Raw genomic sequence first — 20,127 nt, 5'->3', positions numbered from 1 at the left:
AAAAAGGAGCGGTTAAACCTGTGGATTATGTCATTGAAATGTTGAATATACGCAAAGAATTCCCTGGCATTGTAGCAAACGACAACATTACGCTACAGCTAAAAAAGGGCGAAATTCATGCGCTGCTTGGTGAAAACGGCGCTGGAAAATCAACGCTCATGAACGTACTTTTCGGACTATATCAGCCTGAAAAAGGTGAAATCAAGGTACACGGAAAACCTGTTACCATCTCTAGTCCAAATGATGCTAGTGATTTAGGCATCGGAATGGTGCATCAGCACTTTATGCTTGTCGATACATTCACTGTTGCTGAAAACATCATTTTAGGGAAAGAACCAAAGAAGTTTGGAAAGATTGATAAAGAACAAGCCATACAGCAAGTGCAAGAGCTTTCTGACCGCTATGGTTTGAAAATAGATCCTGCCGCAAAAGTATCTGACATCTCTGTTGGCATGCAGCAGCGTGCAGAAATCTTAAAGACACTTTACCGCGGCGCTGACATTTTGATTTTCGACGAACCAACAGCCGTCTTAACACCTCAAGAAATAAAAGAACTCATACAAATTATGAAAAACTTAATCAATGAAGGCAAATCCATTATTTTAATTACCCATAAGCTAAAAGAAATTATGGATGCCTGTCATCGTGTGACCATTATTCGAAAAGGCCAAGGCATTTGTACACTTGATGTGGAAAGCACCAATAAAGACGAGCTTGCAAGCTTAATGGTCGGCCGGGAGGTTTCTTTTAAAACAGACAAAAAAGCAGCCTCTCCTGCTGAAGAGGTCCTGCAAATTCAAGATCTCACTGTCAAAGATGCGCGAGGAATTGAAGCCGTGAAACAACTCAATTTATCAGTGAAGGCTGGCGAAATTGTCGGAATTGCTGGGGTAGATGGCAATGGTCAATCTGAATTAATTGAAGCCATTACAGGTCTGAAAAAATCAGAATCCGGCACGATCATGCTAAACGGGAAAGCCATTCATAATCTTCCGCCTCGTAAGGTCACCGAATCTGGTATTGGACATATTCCTCAAGACCGTCATAAGCACGGACTTGTGCTCGATTTTTCAATTGGAGAAAATATTTCCTTACAAACGTATTATCAGCGCCCTTATTCAAAGTTTGGTTTGATGAATATGAAAAACATTTATCAAAAAGCAAAACAAATCATTGCTGAATACGACGTACGGACCCCTAGTGAATATACAGAAGCACGCGCCCTGTCAGGCGGTAACCAGCAAAAAGCCATTATCGGCCGTGAAGTTGACCGAAATCCTGATTTATTAATTGCCGCTCAGCCGACAAGAGGACTTGATGTTGGTGCGATTGAATTTGTTCATAAACGTCTCATTGAACAAAGAGACACAGGCAAAGCCGTTTTGCTCATCTCCTTTGAGCTTGATGAAATTATCAATGTTAGTGATAAGATTGCTGTGATTTTCGAAGGCAGCATTATTGCCATTGTTGATCCAAAAGAAACAACAGAGCAAGAGCTTGGTCTATTAATGGCTGGAAGTACGCAACAGGAAGTGGGGAAAGAAGCAAATGTCTAATCGCTTAACAAATCTGCTGATTCCGCTTATAGCCATTGTACTTGGTCTTTTCGTTGGGGCCATTATTATGCTTGCAAGCGGCTATAGTGTCATCGAAGGCTATGGCGCCCTATGGAATGGCGTCTTCGGTGAAACCTATTATATGGGAGAAACCATCAGACAAGTCACGCCTTATATTTTATCAGGACTTGCTGTTGCCTTTGCATTTCGGACAGGCCTCTTTAATATCGGGGTAGAAGGTCAAATGCTCATTGGCTGGGTAGCTGCTGTATGGATCGGAACAACCGTCCATGCACCTATGTATATCCATCTGCCGCTTGCACTCATCACCGCAGCAGCTGCTGGTGCATTATGGGGCTTTATTCCTGGATTTTTAAAAGCACGTTTTTATGTGCATGAAGTCATTGTCACCATCATGATGAACTACATTGCCCTTCATGTCACAAACTATTTGATCTCAAATGTCTTAACAAATAATAAAGATAAAACAGAAAAAATTGATGCCACTGCATCACTTCGCTCTGGATTTTTTGAGCAAATAACCGATTTCTCACGTATGCATAACGGGATTTTTGTTGCCATTATTGCGGCAGTTGTGATGTGGGTCATTATCCAAAAAACCTCTAAAGGATTTGAATTGCGAGCTGTTGGGATGAACCAACAGGCATCGCATTATGCCGGCATGAACGTTCGCCGCAATATCATTTATGCAATGCTCATTTCAGGTGCCTTTGCAGGACTTGCAGGCGCTATGGAAGGGCTTGGCACGTTTGAATATGCCTCCATTAAAGGCTCGTTTACTGGCGTAGGTTTTGATGGAATCGCCGTCGCTTTATTAGGCGGAAATACAGCCGTTGGTGTCGTACTTGCTGCACTATTACTTGGTGGTTTGAAGGTCGGTGCTTTAAACATGCCGCTTGAATCTGGCGTTCCGACTGAGGTCGTTGATATTGTCATTGCGATCATTATTCTTTTCGTCGCCTCAAGCTATATTATCCGTCTTGTCATTCAACAAATGAAGAAAAAGGGGGGAAAATAAGTGGGATTTCTGCAAATTCTTGAAATCATCGTCCCAGCTACACTTGTTTATGCTGCACCACTTATTTTAACCGCTCTTGGAGGCGTCTTTTCAGAAAGATCAGGTGTTGTCAATATCGGTCTTGAAGGTTTGATGGTCGTCGGAGCATTTTCAAGTATTATCTTTAACTTATTTTTTGCTGATACGTTTGGGGCCTTGACCCCGTGGCTTGGGCTTCTCGTCGGAATGGCCATTGGCGGAGTGTTCTCACTTATTCACGCTGTAGCGACCATTACATTTCGAGCAGATCAAACGGTTAGTGGTGTTGCCATTAACATGCTTGCGCTTGGCGCTACACTGTTTGTCGTGAAACTCATTTACGGGAAAGCACAAACTGATAAAATTACAGAGCCTTTCTATAAAGGAGATATTCCCCTTTTAAGTGATATTCCAATCATTGGTGATATTTTCTTTAAAGATGTCTATTATACATCCATACTCGCATTAGTTCTTGCGGTTGTTGCTTGGTTCGTTTTATTTAAAATGCCGTTTGGTCTTCGTCTCCGTGCAGTTGGAGAGCATCCAATGGCTGCTGATACAATGGGGATTAAAGTGTACAGGATGCGCTATATTGGCGTCTTCATTAGTGGACTGTTTGGCGGTCTTGGCGGAGCGGTTTATGCTTCGACCATCGCACTTGATTTCTCACATGCAACCATTACAGGTCAAGGCTTCATCGCTTTAGCTGCGCTTGTATTCGGTAAATGGCATCCATTTGGCGCAATGGGCGCTGCTTTATTCTTTGGATTTGCACAAAGTTTAAGCATCATTGGCTCTCTCTTACCACTGTTTCAAGATATACCGAACGTGTACATGCTCATTGCCCCATATGTGCTTACGATCCTAGCACTTACTGGCTTCATCGGACGTGCAGATGCACCGAAAGCACTTGGCACACCCTATTTAAAAGGAAAACGATAAATACGATGTATGATCACTCCCCTGAAGGACAAGCTATCTTCAGGGGATTTTTGTATGATAAAAACGATAAAACCCCCTGTTTATTTTACTTTTATTACACTTAATTTAGTTTAATAAATAGAAGAGTGTCATTGAATCTTCTACAATTGAGACAAATAGCATTTGGGGGTGTTTACGTGGCTAATGCACAACAATTGAAATCGATTACAAATGATTCTGACAATAATAAAAGCGTTTTCCGAAAGATCATGTCTTGGAAAATTGGTGTTATTGATCTTCCTGTGTATTTAGTACTTGCAGCGATTATTTTAACTGCCGCTTATTTTAATAAAATTCCAGCAAATATGCTTGGTGGTTTCGCTGTTATTATGATTTTGGGGATTTTCCTTGGAGATGTAGGACAACGTATTCCAATCTTAAAAGATATTGGTGGACCGGCGATTCTTTCTTTATTCGTACCATCGTTCCTGGTCTTTTTTAATGTTCTGAATCCGAACTCATTGGAAGCGGTTACGTCTCTTATGAAAACGTCTAACTTCCTTTACTTCTATATTTCTGCTCTTGTAGTAGGTAGTATTCTCGGGATGCAGCGAACGGTTTTAGTACAAGGCCTTATTCGTATGTTTGTTCCTCTTGTTGCAGGTACAATCGCAGCTGTGAGTGCCGGAATTCTTGTTGGTCTTTTAGTTGGTTACACACCGCATCATTCGTTCTTCTTTATCATTGTACCGATTATTGCCGGTGGTGTTGGAGAAGGAATTCTGCCATTATCTATTGCTTATTCACAAATTCTTGGTGTATCAGCAGAGTCATTAATTTCTCAATTAATTCCTGCTGCTGTTATTGGGAACGTCATTGCCATTATCTGTGCTGGCGCAATGAAGAAGCTTGGTGAAAAACGTCCTGAATTGAACGGGAATGGCCGTCTTGTGAAATCGAAAGAAGCAAACGAAATTTTCGAGCAGCCAGATATGGATGCAAAAGTTGATTTCGGTTTAATGGGTGCAGGTGTACTCGTTGCTTGTACAACCTTCATCTTTGGTGGTTTGTTAGAAAGCTTTGTTCATATTCCAGGTCCAATCTTAATGATTGTTCTTGCCGCTTTAATCAAATACTTAAACGTGATGCCTCAGCATCTGCAAAATGGCTCACAGCAGTTCTACAAGTTTGTTTCAAGAAGCTTCACATGGCCTCTTATGGTTGGTCTTGGCATTCTGTACATTCCGCTTGATGATGTAGCAACTGTGATCTCTATTCCATTTGTATGCGTATGTATTTCTGTTGTACTAGCAATGGTTGGTTCTGGTTACTTCGTTGGGAAATTAATGAACATGTATCCAGTTGAATCTGCGATTGTGACTGGCTGCCACAGCGGACTAGGCGGTACTGGTGACGTTGCGATCCTTTCAGCTTCTGGAAGAATGGGTCTCATGCCTTTCGCACAAGTATCTACACGTCTTGGCGGGGCAGCAACTGTTATTTGCGCAACAATCTTACTTAGAATGTTTACTTAAAAAATACAACTTAAAAAGCATGGGCTCTCAAAGAGCACATGCTTTTTTTATATTTCTTTTCTCCTATATGATCTCAGTCATCAGCTAATACAATTCGTACATATTCTCGAGGCTGAAAAGGATACTGTTTGGCTTCTTGATAGGTCATGTGGAGAAGATGTTCTGTAAATAATGGCCATTCACTCCCTGCTTGCCACCTTTTTTGATCATTTCGGTCAATCAAGAATGCTCCTCCTAAAATCGTGCAGAATATGCTTAAGCTGATGGCGATCTTTCGTTTCATTTGATCAGCTCCTTTAAGAAAAGCATGTACGAAATACAAAACAATATACAACGAGTTTCATTTTTGATAAAATATTTTTTGTGGTCAAAAGAACTCAAAATAAATGCAGTTTGCAGTAAATCAGTTCAAACCAATGCACTATGGCTGTATTTACGCTATAATTTTAATTACCAGTTCTTTAGAACGTGAATTTATATTGATCAAAGGAGGTTCATTTTCTTGCAGCTTATTCACTTCGCCATCCTATCACCTTTTTTACTTGCCTTTGTTGTACCTTTCCTTTTTAAATATGTAAGGCGTATACATACGGGATGGTTTGTTCTCATCTTGCCCATTCTATTATTTACCTATTTCATCCAAATGCTCCATATCACCTCGAATGGACGAACGCTTTTCTCACAAGCTGAATGGATTCCTTCTCTAGGGATGAATTTCACTGTGTATGTAGATGGCCTTAGCCTGTTATTTGCTTTATTAATTACAGGTATTGGCGTACTCGTGGTGTTGTACAGTATTTTCTACTTATCAAAGGAAAAGGAACAGCTTGGCTCTTTCTATACGTATTTGTTAATGTTTATGACCGCAATGCTAGGTGTCGTTCTCTCTGACAACATGGTGGTTCTTTACTTGTTTTGGGAGCTAACGAGTATCTCTTCCTTCCTCTTAATTGGGTATTGGTATAAGCGTGAACGCTCTCGTTACGGAGCAACCAAGTCACTGCTTATTACTGTTTTTGGCGGATTAGCTATGCTTGGCGGCTTTATCCTCATCTACCTGATCACTGATTCATTCAGTATTCGTGAAGCAGTCAATCAGCTTCAGCTCATTATGGCATCACCTTACTTTATTCCTGCCATGATCCTGATCTTACTAGGTGCCTTTACGAAATCAGCGCAGTTCCCATTCTATATCTGGCTGCCTGATGCAATGGAAGCACCAACCCCTGTGAGCAGTTATCTGCACTCTGCTACTATGGTGAAAGCCGGAATTTATCTTGTTGCCCGCTTCAGTCCAATCTTTGCTATATCAGAAGTATGGTTCTGGACCATTTCTATCGTCGGACTTATCACATTATTCTGGGGATCATTCCACGCCGTCCGGCAAAACGATTTGAAAGCCATTCTGGCCTATTCGACGGTTAGTCAGCTCGGCATGATTATGCTCATGCTTGGAGTAGGCGCAGCTGCGATTCATGAAAACAATCCTGCCTTTTTTGGCGCAGCCGTTCTTGCTGCTATTTTTCATCTCATTAACCATGCTACCTTTAAGGGCAGTCTCTTTATGGCAGCTGGTATTATCGATCACGAAACGGGTACTCGTGACATTCGGAAGTTAGGCGGATTAATGACCATCATGCCTATTACCTTTACGATTACGTTAATCGGTACATTCTCAATGGCCGGACTTCCGCCATTTAATGGCTTCTTAACTAAAGAGCTATTTTTCACAAGTATGATACGGATCTCTGACATCAGCTTTACTGACGTTTCAACATGGGGTGCTATTTTCCCAGCAGTCGCTTGGCTCGCTAGTGTGTTTACGTTCATATATAGTATGATGCTCGTCTTTAAAACATTTAGAGGTCGTCTGAATGTAGATCAATTGGAGAAAAAACCGCATGAAGCACCGATTGGCATGCTCATTCCGCCAATAATTCTAGCTGCACTTGTGGTCACTTTCTTCTTTTTCCCTAATATTCTTGCCTATTCTGTCATCGAACCTGCGATTGCGGCGATTATTCCTGAAGCCATTGAAACAGGAAGTCGTTTTGCTGTGAAAATTGAAGCGTGGCATGGCTTCCAGCCAGAGCTTTATATGACAATAGGTGTTGTTGCGCTCGGCACGATCGGCTATTTGACGCTATCAAAATGGCGTCCAATGTACAACATATTTAAAGAAAAATGGTCATTTAACGCTTTATATGATCGTTCGCTGACAGGCTTAGAAAAAGGCTCATATCGTCTGACAAACAGTTATATGACTGGTTTTCTGCGTGACTATCTTGTCTATGTGTTTGGGTTCATGATTATCGTCATTGGCGGCTTGATGTTTTATCAGCAAGCCTTCTCATTCAAAACGGAGCAGGCTGCACCAATCGGCACGTATGAAGCCATCCTTTCACTTGTGATGGTGGCGGCAACTGTCACCACAGTATTCGCTCGTTCACGCTTAACAGCCATTATTGCTTTAGGTGTCATGGGATACACGCTGTCATTATTCTTCGTGATTTTCAGAGCACCTGACCTTGCGCTGACGCAGTTGATTATTGAGACGATTTCTGTTGCGCTGTTTCTACTTTGCTTCTATCATTTGCCAAAGTTGAGCTTGAAGCAAAAAACGAGAAGGTTCAAATTGACCAATTTGATCATTTCAATAGGCGTTGGAGTTGTTGTCACCTGTCTAGCTTTCGCTTCCACAAGCCAGCAGTCACTTGACACAATCTCAACTTACTTTATTGAAAACAGCTACAAGCTTGCAGGCGGTGACAACATTGTCAATGTCATTCTTGTAGATTTCAGGGGTTTTGATACACTCTTTGAAATTACCGTGCTCGCCATTGCGGCTCTCGGTATTTATGGGTTATTAAAAGCTCAAGGAAAACGAAAGAGAGGAGTGCGTCGATGAGAAAGATTGATACGAATGATATGCTCTTACAAGTCACAACAAAAATCACAGCATTCATCATCTTGCTTTTCTCACTTCACCTATTTCTTGCGGGACACAACAATCCTGGCGGGGGGTTCATTGGCGGCTTGATGAGTGCTGGGGCTGTCGTCCTTCTGCTCTTAGCCTACGACCTGAAAACAGTGAGACGCATTCTCCCGTTTAATTTTATTTATGTTGCAGCGACTGGGCTGCTCGTTGCGATCCTGACAGGAATGGGATCATTTCTATTCGGTGCACCTTTTCTATCCCATGCCTTTGATTATTTCCAACTACCGTTTCTAGGGAAAACAGAGCTGGCGACTGCCGTACTGTTTGATATCGGTGTGTATTTAGTTGTTGTTGGTGTCACCATGACCATTATTCAAACGATTGGAGAGAAGGAATAATGGAATTTCTAATGTCTATTATCGTCGGAATTATTTTTATGGCGGCGACCTATTTAATGCTTTCAAAAAGCCTTCTAAGGGTCATCGTCGGTACTGCCGTTTTGAGTCACGGCGTCCATTTGCTTCTATTAACAATGGGCGGCTTGAAAAAAGGAGCACCTCCTATTTTAAAAGAGGGGCTCACATCCTATGTAGATCCATTGCCACAAGCATTAATTTTAACAGCCATTGTCATTGCTTTTGGTGTGACATCCTTTTTGCTCGTCATGGCCTTCCGTGCCTTCCAAGAGCTGCGAACAGATGACATGGATCAAATGAGAGGAAATGATCAGCATGAATAATTTTGTGATCCTGCCTATTTTGATTCCATTACTATCCGCGACACTATTGATTTTTATGAATAAGAACATCCTGCTGTCGAGAGGCTTTAGTGTCTTTGCGTCTCTTTCAGCCATTATATGTAATTTATATTTGGTCCAAACGATTTTCACAGGTGGTATACAAACACTTTATTTGGGCGGCTGGAAAGCACCATTTGGGATTGCGCTTGTGGCCGATCAGTTCGCGGCACTACTCGTGCTAACCGCTTCAATTGTTGGACTTGTCACAATTCTCTTCTCCTTTCAAACGATTGGAAAAGAAAGAGAGCGACTGTTCTATTATTCCGGCGTACAGTTCTTGTTAGCTGGCGTCAGCGGTGCCTTTTTAACGGGAGATATTTTCAACCTGTTTGTATTCTTTGAATTGCTGCTGATGGCGTCTTACATGCTCATTGTGCTAGGCGGATCAAAGCCTCAGCTTCGTGAATCATTGAAATATATAGTGTTTAATATCATCTCATCGGCATTATTTATTGTCGGTGTGGCTTGTTTATATGCAGTCACCGGCACACTGAATATGGCTGATTTAAGTGTGAAAATAGCTGAATCCGGGCAAACAGGGTTGATCACAGTCATTTCGATCCTATTCCTCATTGTATTCGGCTTAAAAGCTGGGGTCTTCCCGCTTTATTTCTGGCTGCCAGGATCGTATCATGCACCGCCCTCAGCGATTTCGGCTCTATTTGGCGCACTGCTGACAAAGGTAGGCTTATATGCGATTGCCAGAGTCTTTACGTTAATTTTTATACATGATACAGGATTCACACACACGCTCATGGCTTGGCTTGCCGCACTAACGGTGATATTCGGTGTGATTGGGTCTATCGCCTATTCTGATGTGCAAAAAATCGTGATTTATAACATTGTCACAGCTGTTGGGGTCATTTTGTTTGGAATTGCAGCCAATACACCTGCATCGCTCCAAGGCGCCATTTATTATCTCATTCACGATATGGTGATCAAAGGCGCATTATTTATGCTGGCAGGTGCACTGTTTGTGTACGCTGGCACAAACAATCTTAAAAAAATGGGCGGGCTGATTCAATCCCAGCCTCTGCTCGGCTGGATGTTCTTCATATCAGCTTTATCTCTTGCAGGAATTCCTCCGCTGAGTGGGTTCGTTGGAAAGCTAAAAATTGTTGAAGGTGGATTCTCTGCTGGACACATGACGTTTTCTATCCTTGTTTTAATGTCCAGTCTTCTTGTCCTCTATTCTGTTATGAGGATATTCATGCTCGCATTTTGGGGCGAGGAACAGGATATGCGTAGAAGAAAGCCATCAATTAGAGGCATGGTGTACCCTGGCGTACTGCTTGTTGTCTTATCGCTTGCGATTGGATTAGGGACAGAGTTCATTGCCCCTTATATCAATCAAGCTGCGGAAATGCTTTCAACACCAGAAAAATATATTCAAGCTGTGCTGAAGGAGTAGATAAACATGGCCTTTCAAATATTATTAAATGCTCTCCTCGCCTTTACATGGATGTTTATGAATGATACATACAGAGCCGCGGACTTTGTATCAGGCTTTGTACTAGGAATGGTTGCCATTTTTATGCTGCGGCGATTCTTCCCGCAGCGTTTTTACGGCTATGCCCTTTACGCTATTTTCAAGCTCGTGTTGATTTTTATTCGAGAGCTGCTTCTTGCCAATTTGAGTGTATTAAAGACGGTATTATCTCCAAAGCTTAAGATCAAGCCTGGTATTTTCGCCTTTCGTACGGACTTAAAAACGGATTGGGAAATCACCATACTAGCTAATATGATTACATTGACACCAGGTACACTGGTCATTGATATTTCGGACGATCGCTCGATTTTATACATTCATGCCATGGATATTGAAGATGCTGAAAAAGCGATTCACGATATTCGGGTTTCATTTGAAAAAGCGATTCAGGAGGTGAGCGGTAAGTAATGGAACTCATTTTGCAAATTGCACTTGGTATTCTCGCACTATCTACCCTGCTTTTTGTCATACGGGTCATTAAAGGGCCCTCTATTCCTGATCGCGTGAGTGCGCTTGATGCGATAGGAATCAATTTAATTGGGATGACAGCCATCGTTTCAATTTTACTGAAAACCACAACATTCTTTGAAATTATTTTACTGCTCGGCATCCTTGCGTTTATCGGTACTGTCGCTTTTTCCAAATTCCTTGAGAAAGGGGAAGTGATTGAAAATGATCGTCATCGCTAAAGCTATTGTCATTTTCTTTATCATGCTGGGCGCCATCCTTTGTCTGATTTCGGCCATTGGCGTACTCCGTCTGCCGGATGTTTACACACGTATGCATGCTGCATCAAAAGCATCGACACTTGGCGTTGTCCTTATTTTAGTAGGTGTATTCTTTCATGAATGGTTTCTTGCAGGCATCATCTCTGCGAAAATCCTACTTGGGATCGTTTTTATCTTCCTGACAGCTCCAGTCGGCGCTCATTTGATCGGAAGAGCCGCCTACAATACTGGAGTCAAGATGGACAAACGCAGTGTTCAAGATGATTATGGCGGTTTTCGTAACTTTGTGATTAAGCGGAAAGAAGATTCTTATTTATAAAAGCCGCTGTACTTCCTTTTATGGATAAACGAATAAATGAAGGACCTAACATGTCAGGTCCTTCATTTATTTCTACCGAAGAAAAGATTCAAATATCAATTTTATCGCTCAACAAACCCTAAAAAAAAGCTTCCGCTGCACCGGGAGCTTTTTTTATATGCGATCAATGACAGCAAGTGTGCATCTTGAGGTACAGATGTGCCGGTCTCGATCATCTTTTATATCGATTTGAAATACCATTGTACGACGCCCTACATGTACAGGAACAGCTGTCGCTGTCACCACTCCATCACGTACAGATTTTAAATGATTGGCATTGATTTCAATACCTGAGCAAACCTGCTGAGTTAAGTCTAAATGAGCGGCAGCCCCCAAGCTCGCCACCGTTTCTGCTAGAGCAGCAGATGCTCCTCCGTGCAGTAAGCCAAATGGCTGTTTCGTTCGGTGATCAACCGGCATTGTCGCAATGCATCGTGACTCATTGCACTCTACAATCTCAATACCCAGTGCCTCAAGCAGTGTATTTGATCCACTCACATCCATCAAGGCCCTCTCCCTTCACTCGTTTACAGCACACTTTCAGATTTTGCAATTAACACCGCTTCTGTTCGAGATCCGACATTCAGCTTATTAAAGATGGAGGTCAAGCTGTATTCAATCGAGCGTTTGCTCAAATGAAGCACATCGGCAATCTCTTGGTTCGTGTAGCCTTTTTCCACTTCTCTGAGGATTAGACACTCTCGCTCTGTTAACAGCTCGTGATCGGTCTGCTGCACCTGTTCTGGCTTTTCTTGCTGCTGTGAAATTAATTTCTTTAAATAGGATAGCTGAATGACAACTTCTCCTTGCAATGTACGGTGTATGTATTCAATAATTTTGTCTTTTGTCTCTGTTTTACTAATTGCACCATGCAATCCAGCCCGAATGGCCTCTTCAAAATAATCATCCACTTCATACCCGGTATAAATGATAATTTTCACTTGTTGGTTTGTTTCTAGAATTTGTTTCGCAATGTCCATTCCATTGATATCCCCGAGATTTAAGTCCATCAAAATCACATCATAGATGGAAAAGTCATGCGTCTTTAAAAAGGCGGCTTCTGCATCAGGACTTAAACAATCAACTGATAACTGCTGATCTGATTCTAATATGCTTTTTGTCCCTTCCATGACAGCCGGATGATCATCAATGACCAATATCTTCTTCATGTCTTCCTCCCTTTAAATCACTCACTTCCATTTTATATAAAAGACTTGGCAGATGCCAAGTCTTAATCCTTAATAAATCGTTACAATTCCATTTCAATTTTCACCTTGAGCCCTTTTTCGGGGGCTGTGTGAATTTGAAGCTTACCATTTAACGCCTTGACTCTTTCCCTTATGCCTGAAAGGCCCATGCTTCTCGTATGCTGATCAAGCTGGCTTACATCGAAACCTACTCCGTCGTCCTCGTAATGCAGGACAACCTGATCTTTTATACATATGAGCATGACTAAGACTTGGTTGGCTTGAGAGTGTTTCAAGGCATTGGATAACAACTCCTGAACAATCCGGTAAATATTGAGCTGGGAGTCAATATCAATGTCCAACTCTTTATCAAAGCGTGTCGTATTCAGTCTAATATGAAACGGTGCTTCCTCTTGAATTTGAGAAATCAGCTTCGATATCGCCTTCACTAAACCTAAATCATAAAGCAACTGCGGCCGAAGTTCATGACATGTTTCTCTCGTGGTTTGAATCACTTTAGACATTTGCTCATTCCATGAGATAAGCGATTGTTCAATAGAAGTCGGGCATTGGTCATTTTGGAAATTCGTTAAAAACATCTCTGACTGCCTTTTCAGTGATATCAAATCTTGCAGCACAGAATCATGAAGATCTCTTGCTAAATCTGATCGCTGCTTTTCTTCCATCGCAAACATGACTTTTTTCAGCCAAGCAGGGTTCGCTTCACGCTGCTTCAAATCTTCAAGATGCTCCATCAATTCTTCAATCTTGACGACATTTTCTAAACTGACACTTGTATAAAATGCCAATGTTTTCAGCCATGAAATTTCATCGCGGGTCAGCTTAGGTGTCCGTAAATTAGATAAACAGCAAATCACAAACGAGTGACCGCCCCGCTCACCAATTTTCATCATGAATCCTTTATCCAACCCGATGATTTTACCAACTTCACCCAAAATATCTTGAAATTGATCCACATAATCTTTCCATAACTGGCTTTCTTCTATTGATTCATCAATTTCAACAATTTGTCCATCTGCCTTCACTTCAAGCACAAAGGCTTTGTTCACAACAAGTACTTCTAAGATGGTGTATTTTAAATGATACAATACTTGATGAAGTGATGACGCCTCACGAATAAGCTGTGTAAATTTAAATACACTATCCTGATAATTATGCTTCTCTGAAAAACGCTTCAATCGAAAACGGAAATCGATAATTTCCTTAAAGTAGAAGACGGTGAGCATAAGAATGTACGTGATAATCGTAAATTTCACTGTATAGAAATTTGCATTTGGCTTTTGAATAAAATCAAAAATAACAACCACTAGTATTGTTGGTGTAATCGCTAAAAAACCGTAGTATTTAATCCTCCCCATAAAGAAATCAACATTATACAGCTTATTTGACATAAATTGATAGACTAAGAAAAAAGGAATTAAAAGAACAAACGATGCAACAACATAAGGTGAAATAAAATATATACCAAAAAAATAAGGAATGATAAAAAATAGCATGAATGGACTGAATGCTGAGATTAAAATGAGTGCAAATGCTCGAAGTACATTGCTGACTTCATTGTCTTTCAATTTTTTAGCAGCCCTTATAGTGATAATAATCGAAAGGAAAGCCAGAACAAAAAATGAAAGTAAATTGACATATGCTAATAGATCTACTGGTCCTGCTTTATTTTTATAGAATAAAACTAATAAAACGTTAGTAACTGGAACTAGATACAAATAAAAAAGAACTCGACGACGAATAATTTCTGTTCCTAATTCTTTTAAATATTGATACATAAAGTGCATATATAGTGGAGGTACACTATTCATTGTAACGATTACAAGAATACGACTGATAGCCTCTCCTTTTCCAGAACCACCAGAACTTACATAACCTATAGACACCGCCAAAAGAAATAAAGCTAAAATATAAGCTGACTCTTTTTGGTTTGCTTTATTCATTTTTAAAATCATAAATGTACAAAATAGACAGATGGAATAAAGAATGACTGGTATTAGATAAACAAACAGATTCGCTTGACTCAATAACCTTACATTCTCTAAATCAATTTTATCACCATGTCTATCAACGACTAAACTTTTAACATTAGCTAAAAAACCTCTTTTAACTTCTTCAACTGGTTTTTTATTCCCATTCACTTCAAGTATGATATCGCCTTTCCTAACTCCAGCTAGATAGCTATCTGTAAAATTATCGACATCCACTACCTCAAGTTGACCGTGACTATTTTCCTTAACAGCTGCTCCAACAAAAATATTAAATACGTTGATATAAGAGATGTAAATCACATAGATGAAGCTAAGGATAACTAATATAACTGTTAACTTAGAGTAAAACTTTCTCATAATATTTATCTACTCAAGCAGTTGCCCATATGATTGCTTTAATAACGTCTTCTTTCTGGAATCCGTCAACAATAATACTTGCAGTTTCTTGATCAACGTGAAGCAATGATGCGTTCCCATTAACGATTTGATTTAATGTTGAAGGATTCTCCACTAAATAACTAACCAATTCCTGAATTTTCATCTTCTCCATCTCCAATTAAAAAAAGTATCAGTTTTTTCTTTTTTGAAGCCTCTAAATGTAGTTTCTTGAATGCTTCTTTAAACTTATTTCTGAGAAGGTTTCTCATAATAAATACATATTGTTGAGCACCAGATTTTTTTAATTTATCCTTTAATTCTTCAGAACCGAAGCTTTTATCCATTGATTGAAAATAACTGAGCAAGTCTGAACTGGATGGATTAAATTCATTTTTTAAATATACTAGCGGTAATGTTTGCATTCTTTTAAAATCAGTATTATCTTTATTAAAAAGACCTAAATAGTCATTTTCAAGCTGTTCTGCCATTCCTAGATAATAAGCATACTCTTCTACTTTCTTCTCAAAAGAACCTGTCGCCAAAATAACCCCCAGTACACAGGGTAATACAAACAGTGATCCTGCCTTTAACTTCATGATATTTAAACAATCCTGCTCATTCTCCGGCTCCAGTGTCATATCCATATGCTGCCCTTGCATTGACTGAATGGAATAGGAATATACACTGTTTAACAGCTCTGTTGCATGGTCAAGCTTTGAAAAGGCCTCAAAACTCAATGTAAAAAGAACATTCGCCGCATTAATCGCAATTCCGCTCTTACGCTTCATCCAAGGATATGAATCATTGTCCTGATCTTCAATATCATCTAATATATCGGCTGATAATATGAGAAGTTCAATCCCTGCTGCCAATTGTATAATCGCCTGCTTGTTTTGTCCGCCAAATGCCTCATAATGCTGATAAGCCAATTGCCCAAAAGGAAATTCATTCTTTATATCTGTAAATTCGAGAAGCAGCTTTTGTAAATCATTCTGCCTGACTGCACGTTGAATAAAATCAGACATATTCTGCTTGATTTTTGTATTATCTAGATAGTTTAGCATACTCGGTCTTGTACCTCACCCTCTCGCCTCTTATTTTACTAAAAAGAAATAAGTAAATGTCCACTGACATCACTATTTAACAATTATATAATAATATATCCTTTTTTTGTATGTATTTGGATAAAAAAAAGACTTGATGGTTATCAAGTCTTTAAGAAATTTTCACATATTCATATTTGTCGTATTGATCAATGCTTTTGTTAATGTTATGAAGAGAAGCCGTTGTTTCTCTAATTTCGTTTTCAAGTTTCCATAATAATTGTTTAAGTTCTTCGATTTCATACTTTTCCATCGATTCCACTCTCCTTTTTTGGAAGATCAATGTATTTGTGTATGGTGATTGGGTCATAAGTATTTGATCTGTTACTAACAGTGTAAATGCTATTGAGTATTTTTTCACCGAAAAGTATGCACAAAATGTGTGCGTGATACCGCAAAATTCAATAGGTCTTTTTTCATCATTTTCTGACTTTTCAAATCATACTTTTATCTCAATTTCAAAGGAATTGCGTCATTTTCGCGACAAGAATAGGCATCATTCGTCACACTTCTCTCACAATAGAACATACGATCCCTTCTGTATCCTCGGTTTTACGTGGCATAGGTCAGACGACAGACTCTACTGTGGACACCGCAATTTTTTGGCGACATTCACCGAAATTGACCGCAAAAATACCTATTTTTATGATGAATTTCCAAAGATAGAAAGATCATTTTGATTCTTTATTCTGATTTTCTACATACATTTAGAACAGATATCCGTCCAATTTCACTTCAATGAGAGAAGAGGTGACCATGTGTTTTACTATGTTCCTTATCCTACTTTGCAGGTTCCCGCAATGAACAGTGCATACCCGCGCACGCCTATGACTTTTCCTCCAGTAGATGCCCACTCGTTTCAACGAGCCGCAAAGGAATCAGCCCGTCTTGTTGCTGATGCTTCACTCATTACACAGCAGATTTCCAGCTCGCTTTCATTTGCGCAACGAATTATGGAGGCTGCTGAACGCTCTGATACGACAAGTGTCATCCGAATGCTGAAGCAAATCGGTGTGAAAAGCAATATTGATATCCGCTTTAGTCCAGAAGGCATTCGCATCTACTTGTCTCTAACTTCGAGCAGGCTTTTTCTGCTTTTACAGTGGGGATAACAAAGAAGCCGCTCTGACGTGAGCGGCTTCTTTGTTAGCGTGATTTGAAAACCCTTGAAGTCTAAGAACACCGGAGCGCAGTCCTGCAGTCGAATACGAGGGTTTATCTACACGCTTAAGATTCAAACATTTTATGACACCATTCAATGGCTTCTATATAACAGCCATAGGCTTCATGCTTCGGGAGATTCCCATCTAACATCTCATCATCCCATTCATTTCGTTCAATACGTTTGGCAACGTCTAACACAAAAGAATAATCATTTTCATAGCCAAGAAGTGCCTCGCCAACTTCATCAGAAAGCGGCAGCTCTTTCACAAGTTCTGTAATGTCTGCCCTGACAAGCGTATCAATGAGTGAAAACATGCCTGTCAGCATATAAGAGGCTGGATGCTCTCGTTCAGTATGATTGGCAATGAGTTCACACGTTTTCGCACGAATGAATGACATTTTGATAATTTCTTTTTGGCTTGAGTTGGCTTGGACATTCAGTTCTTTAAATGAAAGGATAAAGATCCAGCGCCGAATTTCATTAAACCCAAGCAGGATAATCGCCTGCCGGATACTCTTAATTTGATAAAGACGTTTCATGCCGCCTGAATTCAGCATTTTTAATAATTGGTATGATAGCGAAAGGTCACTCTCAATAAAATGTGTCACTGTCTGGATATTCGGTTGTTCCTTGCTTAGCTCATTTAAAAGCTGATGGTACGCATGGAAGCTAGTCGATAATGCTCGTCCTGATATCACGTGCGGCTCACTAAAGAAATACCCTTGAAACAGATGGAAGCCGGCTTCTAGCGCTTCTTCGTATTCTTTTCGCGTTTCTACCTTTTCTGCAAGGAATCGAAGTCGATACTTTTTATATATATTCAGAATATCTCTTCGCTCTTTCGATGTTGTCTTCAGAAAATCAATTTTTAAAATATCAATGCAATAGAGGAGTTCGTCAAGCAACTTGTCACTAAAATGCGTTCCGTTAAGAAAGAAATCATCGAGTGCAATCGTATATCCCCATTTTTTTAATTGCTTACATCTCATAATAAGTGCTGGGGTAATCGGTACATTTTCTAATATCTCGACCACAAGCTGATGCGGATCAAAATAGGTGAGCAGATCAGACGAAAGCAAGCTTTCGGTGAAATTAATGTAGCATCGTTTTCCTTCTGTGAGTGTTTCGATGCCAATGTTTAAAAAACTGTTAATAATGAGGTCCGTTGTCGCTTGATCACCATCTTCAGCGCTATATGTATTGGTTTCACTATCTCTATAAAGCAGCTCATATGATACGACTTGTTCTTTTCTGTTAAAAATAGGCTGTCTCGCAACAAACACCCTCAACTGCCCCAATCCTCCTTTATGCAATGACAAACAAGATGTGCTTTCAGTATACCAAATGATTGCCCAAATGGTTCATTTTGAACCGGTCAAAAGAAAAAAAAGAGACCATCCGGCTTGATGATCTCCTTTTCTTCCACACTTAGCTTTCATAAAGCTCTTTTTTGATTTTATTTTTCACATCATGGATAAATTGCATCTTATTATCCCAGCATTTTTGACTCAAATCGACTGGATATTCTTCTGGTTTACTGATTCGTTTGTACTCCTCCCAGAAGAGTCCGAGACTGTCCTGCACATAGGCTTGAATCGTTTGAATATCCGGATTATCATACACAAGTTTTCCTTGTTCGAAGATTGGGACGTGAAGATCCTTTGCCACAAAGTTTGTCACAAATTTGCTGATAAATGTATGCACAGGATGAAACATTTTCAGCTTATCTTCGCTTTGAACATCTTCCTCTTCAAGAGCAATGTAGTCGCCCTCCGAGTGATGATTCAATTGATTGATAATGCGGTACACACGTTTACGGCCTGGTGTTGTGACTTTCTCTGGGTTGGATGAAATTTTGATGGTGTCATTCATCTTGCCGTTCTCTTCAATCGACACAAGCTTATACACAGCACCGAGGGCTGGCTGATCAAATGCTGTGATCAGCTTTGTCCCAACACCCCACACATCAATTTTTGCGCCCTGTGCTTTTAAATTCATAATCGTGTGTTCATCCAGATCGCTTGATGCAATGATTTTTGCGTCATGGAACCCTGCTTCATCCAGCATCGTTCTCGCTTTTTTAGACAAGTATGCAAGGTCTCCGCTATCAAGTCTGACACCAATGAAGTTGATTTTGTCTCCGAATTCTTTCGCAACTTTAATCGCATTCGGAATGCCTGATCTGACGGTATCATACGTATCGACTAAAAAGACACAGTCTGTATGTGTTTCTGCGTATTTTTTAAATGCGGTATACTCGTCGCGATAGGCCTGTACAAGCGCGTGGGCATGTGTTCCTGATACTGGGATATTGAAGCGTTTCCCTGCACGAACATTACTTGTAGCCTGGAATCCACCGATCAGTGCCGCTCTTGCTCCCCACATGGCTGCATCCATTTCATGCGCACGTCTTGTTCCGAATTCTAATGCTGTCTCATCTTCAATGATTCCCTTGATCCGAGCCGCCTTTGTTGCGATCAGTGTCTGGAAATTCACAATATTGAGCAGTGCCGTTTCGATGAGCTGCGCTTCAACTAGTGTTGCTTCGATGCGCATAATTGGCTCATTCGCAAAGACAATTTCGCCTTCTCGCATTGAATGAAGTGTACCTGTAAAGGACAACCCGCTTAAGTATTCAATGAAATCGCTTTTATAACCGAGTTCATCTTTTAAATACGCAAGATCGCTTTCGGTGAAAGAGAAGTCCGATAAATATTCAACCGCTTTCTCTAAACCAGCAAATACAGCGAAGCCATTGTCAAATGGAAGCTTTCTAAAGAAGAGTTCAAAGACTGCCTTCTTTTCATGAATGCCGTCTCTCCAATACGTTTCTGCCATGTTAATTTGATAAAGATCTGTATGTAGTGATAAACTGTCGTCAATAAACCGATGCTCCAACTT

Annotated in this window: 21 protein-coding genes; 12 read left to right on the top strand and 9 right to left on the bottom strand. The window is 40.3% G+C overall.

Features of this window, described 5'->3' with window-relative positions; translation table 11 throughout:
* The first annotated feature begins 20 nt into the window (after positions 1–20).
* From BA70_RS01450 to BA70_RS01435, 4 genes are all read left to right on the top strand, one after another.
* Positions 21–1,556: an ABC transporter ATP-binding protein gene (locus BA70_RS01450; protein WP_034317195.1), complete on the top strand. Its 1,536-nt coding sequence runs from the start codon at positions 21–23 to the stop codon at positions 1,554–1,556.
* Complete coding sequence (locus tag BA70_RS01445) at positions 1,549–2,595, top strand: ABC transporter permease (protein ID WP_034317192.1); 1,047 nt, start codon at positions 1,549–1,551, stop codon at positions 2,593–2,595. The genes BA70_RS01450 and BA70_RS01445 overlap by 8 nt, the downstream gene beginning before the upstream one ends.
* Complete coding sequence (locus tag BA70_RS01440) at positions 2,596–3,555, top strand: ABC transporter permease (protein WP_034317189.1); 960 nt, start codon at positions 2,596–2,598, stop codon at positions 3,553–3,555.
* 176 nt (positions 3,556–3,731) lie between these two features.
* Positions 3,732–5,069: a 2-hydroxycarboxylate transporter family protein gene (locus BA70_RS01435; protein WP_034317186.1), complete on the top strand. Its 1,338-nt coding sequence runs from the start codon at positions 3,732–3,734 to the stop codon at positions 5,067–5,069.
* 73 nt (positions 5,070–5,142) lie between these two features.
* Here the strand turns inward: BA70_RS01435 and BA70_RS01430 are convergent, their stop codons facing one another.
* Positions 5,143–5,352 (bottom strand): hypothetical protein, encoded by a 210-nt coding sequence (locus BA70_RS01430; RefSeq protein ID WP_034317182.1) that lies wholly within the window; start codon positions 5,350–5,352, stop codon positions 5,143–5,145.
* A gap of 219 nt (positions 5,353–5,571) precedes the next feature.
* Here BA70_RS01430 and BA70_RS01425 point away from each other — a divergent pair, with 219 nt between their 5' ends.
* From BA70_RS01425 to mnhG, 7 genes are read left to right on the top strand one after another with little or no spacing between them, the layout of a single operon-like run.
* A complete protein-coding gene (locus BA70_RS01425) occupies positions 5,572–7,977 on the top strand; it encodes a Na+/H+ antiporter subunit A (protein WP_034317179.1) in 2,406 nt (801 codons plus the stop codon).
* Positions 7,974–8,405 carry a Na(+)/H(+) antiporter subunit B gene (locus tag BA70_RS01420; RefSeq protein WP_034317176.1) on the top strand — a complete coding sequence of 144 codons (432 nt, stop codon included), beginning with the start codon at positions 7,974–7,976 and terminating at the stop codon, positions 8,403–8,405. Before BA70_RS01425 ends, BA70_RS01420 begins: the two co-directional genes overlap by 4 nt.
* Complete coding sequence (locus BA70_RS01415) at positions 8,405–8,746, top strand: Na(+)/H(+) antiporter subunit C (RefSeq protein WP_003213576.1); 342 nt, start codon at positions 8,405–8,407, stop codon at positions 8,744–8,746. Before BA70_RS01420 ends, BA70_RS01415 begins: the two co-directional genes overlap by 1 nt.
* A complete protein-coding gene (locus BA70_RS01410; RefSeq protein ID WP_034317173.1) occupies positions 8,739–10,217 on the top strand; it encodes a Na+/H+ antiporter subunit D in 1,479 nt (492 codons plus the stop codon). Before BA70_RS01415 ends, BA70_RS01410 begins: the two co-directional genes overlap by 8 nt.
* A 6-nt stretch (positions 10,218–10,223) precedes the next feature.
* Positions 10,224–10,703, top strand: a complete 480-nt coding sequence (locus tag BA70_RS01405) for a Na+/H+ antiporter subunit E (RefSeq protein WP_034317170.1) — start codon at positions 10,224–10,226, stop codon at positions 10,701–10,703.
* Positions 10,703–10,984 carry a Na(+)/H(+) antiporter subunit F1 gene (locus BA70_RS01400; RefSeq protein WP_034317167.1) on the top strand — a complete coding sequence of 94 codons (282 nt, stop codon included), beginning with the start codon at positions 10,703–10,705 and terminating at the stop codon, positions 10,982–10,984. Before BA70_RS01405 ends, BA70_RS01400 begins: the two co-directional genes overlap by 1 nt.
* Positions 10,968–11,342, top strand: coding sequence for a monovalent cation/H(+) antiporter subunit G (mnhG, locus tag BA70_RS01395; protein ID WP_034317165.1), 375 nt, complete (start codon positions 10,968–10,970; stop codon positions 11,340–11,342). Before BA70_RS01400 ends, mnhG begins: the two co-directional genes overlap by 17 nt.
* Before the next feature lie 153 nt (positions 11,343–11,495).
* On the opposite strand, the gene BA70_RS01390 is transcribed toward mnhG, so the two are convergent.
* The 6 genes from BA70_RS01390 to degQ form a co-directional block, all read right to left on the bottom strand.
* A complete protein-coding gene (locus BA70_RS01390) occupies positions 11,496–11,885 on the bottom strand; it encodes a hotdog fold thioesterase (RefSeq protein WP_034317162.1) in 390 nt (129 codons plus the stop codon).
* Between the two features lie 23 nt (positions 11,886–11,908).
* Positions 11,909–12,550 carry a two-component system response regulator ComA gene (gene comA / locus BA70_RS01385; RefSeq protein ID WP_034317160.1) on the bottom strand — a complete coding sequence of 214 codons (642 nt, stop codon included), beginning with the start codon at positions 12,548–12,550 and terminating at the stop codon, positions 11,909–11,911.
* 80 nt (positions 12,551–12,630) lie between these two features.
* On the bottom strand, positions 12,631–14,937 hold the full coding sequence (locus BA70_RS01380) for a sensor histidine kinase (protein ID WP_034317157.1): 2,307 nt from the start codon (positions 14,935–14,937) through the stop codon (positions 12,631–12,633).
* Between the two features lie 13 nt (positions 14,938–14,950).
* Positions 14,951–15,121 (bottom strand): competence pheromone ComX, encoded by a 171-nt coding sequence (gene comX / locus BA70_RS01375; RefSeq protein ID WP_034317154.1) that lies wholly within the window; start codon positions 15,119–15,121, stop codon positions 14,951–14,953.
* Entirely contained in the window at positions 15,099–16,022 is a 924-nt protein-coding gene (locus BA70_RS01370) for a polyprenyl synthetase family protein (RefSeq protein ID WP_034317151.1), read from the bottom strand. Before BA70_RS01370 ends, comX begins: the two co-directional genes overlap by 23 nt.
* Positions 16,023–16,173: 151 nt before the next feature.
* Positions 16,174–16,314 carry a degradation enzyme regulation protein DegQ gene (gene degQ, locus BA70_RS01365; RefSeq protein ID WP_003213123.1) on the bottom strand — a complete coding sequence of 47 codons (141 nt, stop codon included), beginning with the start codon at positions 16,312–16,314 and terminating at the stop codon, positions 16,174–16,176.
* A 505-nt stretch (positions 16,315–16,819) separates the two neighbouring features.
* On the opposite strand from degQ, the gene BA70_RS01360 reads away from it, so the two are divergent.
* Entirely contained in the window at positions 16,820–17,173 is a 354-nt protein-coding gene (locus BA70_RS01360) for a YuzC family spore coat inner layer protein (RefSeq protein ID WP_034317148.1), read from the top strand.
* 115 nt (positions 17,174–17,288) lie between these two features.
* Here the strand turns inward: BA70_RS01360 and BA70_RS01355 are convergent, their stop codons facing one another.
* Positions 17,289–18,515 carry an EAL and HDOD domain-containing protein gene (locus tag BA70_RS01355; RefSeq protein WP_034317145.1) on the bottom strand — a complete coding sequence of 409 codons (1,227 nt, stop codon included), beginning with the start codon at positions 18,513–18,515 and terminating at the stop codon, positions 17,289–17,291.
* Between the two features lie 139 nt (positions 18,516–18,654).
* Positions 18,655–20,124: a nicotinate phosphoribosyltransferase gene (locus BA70_RS01350; protein WP_034317142.1), complete on the bottom strand. Its 1,470-nt coding sequence runs from the start codon at positions 20,122–20,124 to the stop codon at positions 18,655–18,657.
* Positions 20,125–20,127 lie beyond the last annotated feature (3 nt).

This window comes from Bacillus zhangzhouensis, from assembly GCF_000715205.1.
Classification (GTDB): Bacteria; Bacillota; Bacilli; order Bacillales; family Bacillaceae; genus Bacillus; species Bacillus zhangzhouensis.
This window is presented reverse-complemented; position numbering and strand designations above follow the sequence as displayed.

Excerpts from the sequence above, each read along its gene's own strand:
- BA70_RS01445 (WP_034317192.1), top strand. The coding sequence starts at position 1,549 with ATGTCTAATCGCTTAACAAATCTGCTGATTCCGCTTATAGCCATTGTA.
- BA70_RS01430 (WP_034317182.1), bottom strand. The coding sequence starts at position 5,352 with ATGAAACGAAAGATCGCCATCAGCTTAAGCATATTCTGCACGATTTTA.
- BA70_RS01420 (WP_034317176.1), top strand. The coding sequence starts at position 7,974 with ATGAGAAAGATTGATACGAATGATATGCTCTTACAAGTCACAACAAAA.
- BA70_RS01415 (WP_003213576.1), top strand. The coding sequence starts at position 8,405 with ATGGAATTTCTAATGTCTATTATCGTCGGAATTATTTTTATGGCGGCG.
- BA70_RS01410 (WP_034317173.1), top strand. The coding sequence starts at position 8,739 with ATGAATAATTTTGTGATCCTGCCTATTTTGATTCCATTACTATCCGCG.
- BA70_RS01405 (WP_034317170.1), top strand. The coding sequence starts at position 10,224 with ATGGCCTTTCAAATATTATTAAATGCTCTCCTCGCCTTTACATGGATG.
- BA70_RS01400 (WP_034317167.1), top strand. The coding sequence starts at position 10,703 with ATGGAACTCATTTTGCAAATTGCACTTGGTATTCTCGCACTATCTACC.
- mnhG (WP_034317165.1), top strand. The coding sequence starts at position 10,968 with ATGATCGTCATCGCTAAAGCTATTGTCATTTTCTTTATCATGCTGGGC.
- BA70_RS01390 (WP_034317162.1), bottom strand. The coding sequence starts at position 11,885 with ATGGATGTGAGTGGATCAAATACACTGCTTGAGGCACTGGGTATTGAG.
- comA (WP_034317160.1), bottom strand. The coding sequence starts at position 12,550 with ATGAAGAAGATATTGGTCATTGATGATCATCCGGCTGTCATGGAAGGG.
- BA70_RS01380 (WP_034317157.1), bottom strand. The coding sequence starts at position 14,937 with ATGAGAAAGTTTTACTCTAAGTTAACAGTTATATTAGTTATCCTTAGC.
- comX (WP_034317154.1), bottom strand. The coding sequence starts at position 15,121 with ATGAAAATTCAGGAATTGGTTAGTTATTTAGTGGAGAATCCTTCAACA.
- BA70_RS01370 (WP_034317151.1), bottom strand. The coding sequence starts at position 16,022 with ATGCTAAACTATCTAGATAATACAAAAATCAAGCAGAATATGTCTGAT.
- degQ (WP_003213123.1), bottom strand. The coding sequence starts at position 16,314 with ATGGAAAAGTATGAAATCGAAGAACTTAAACAATTATTATGGAAACTT.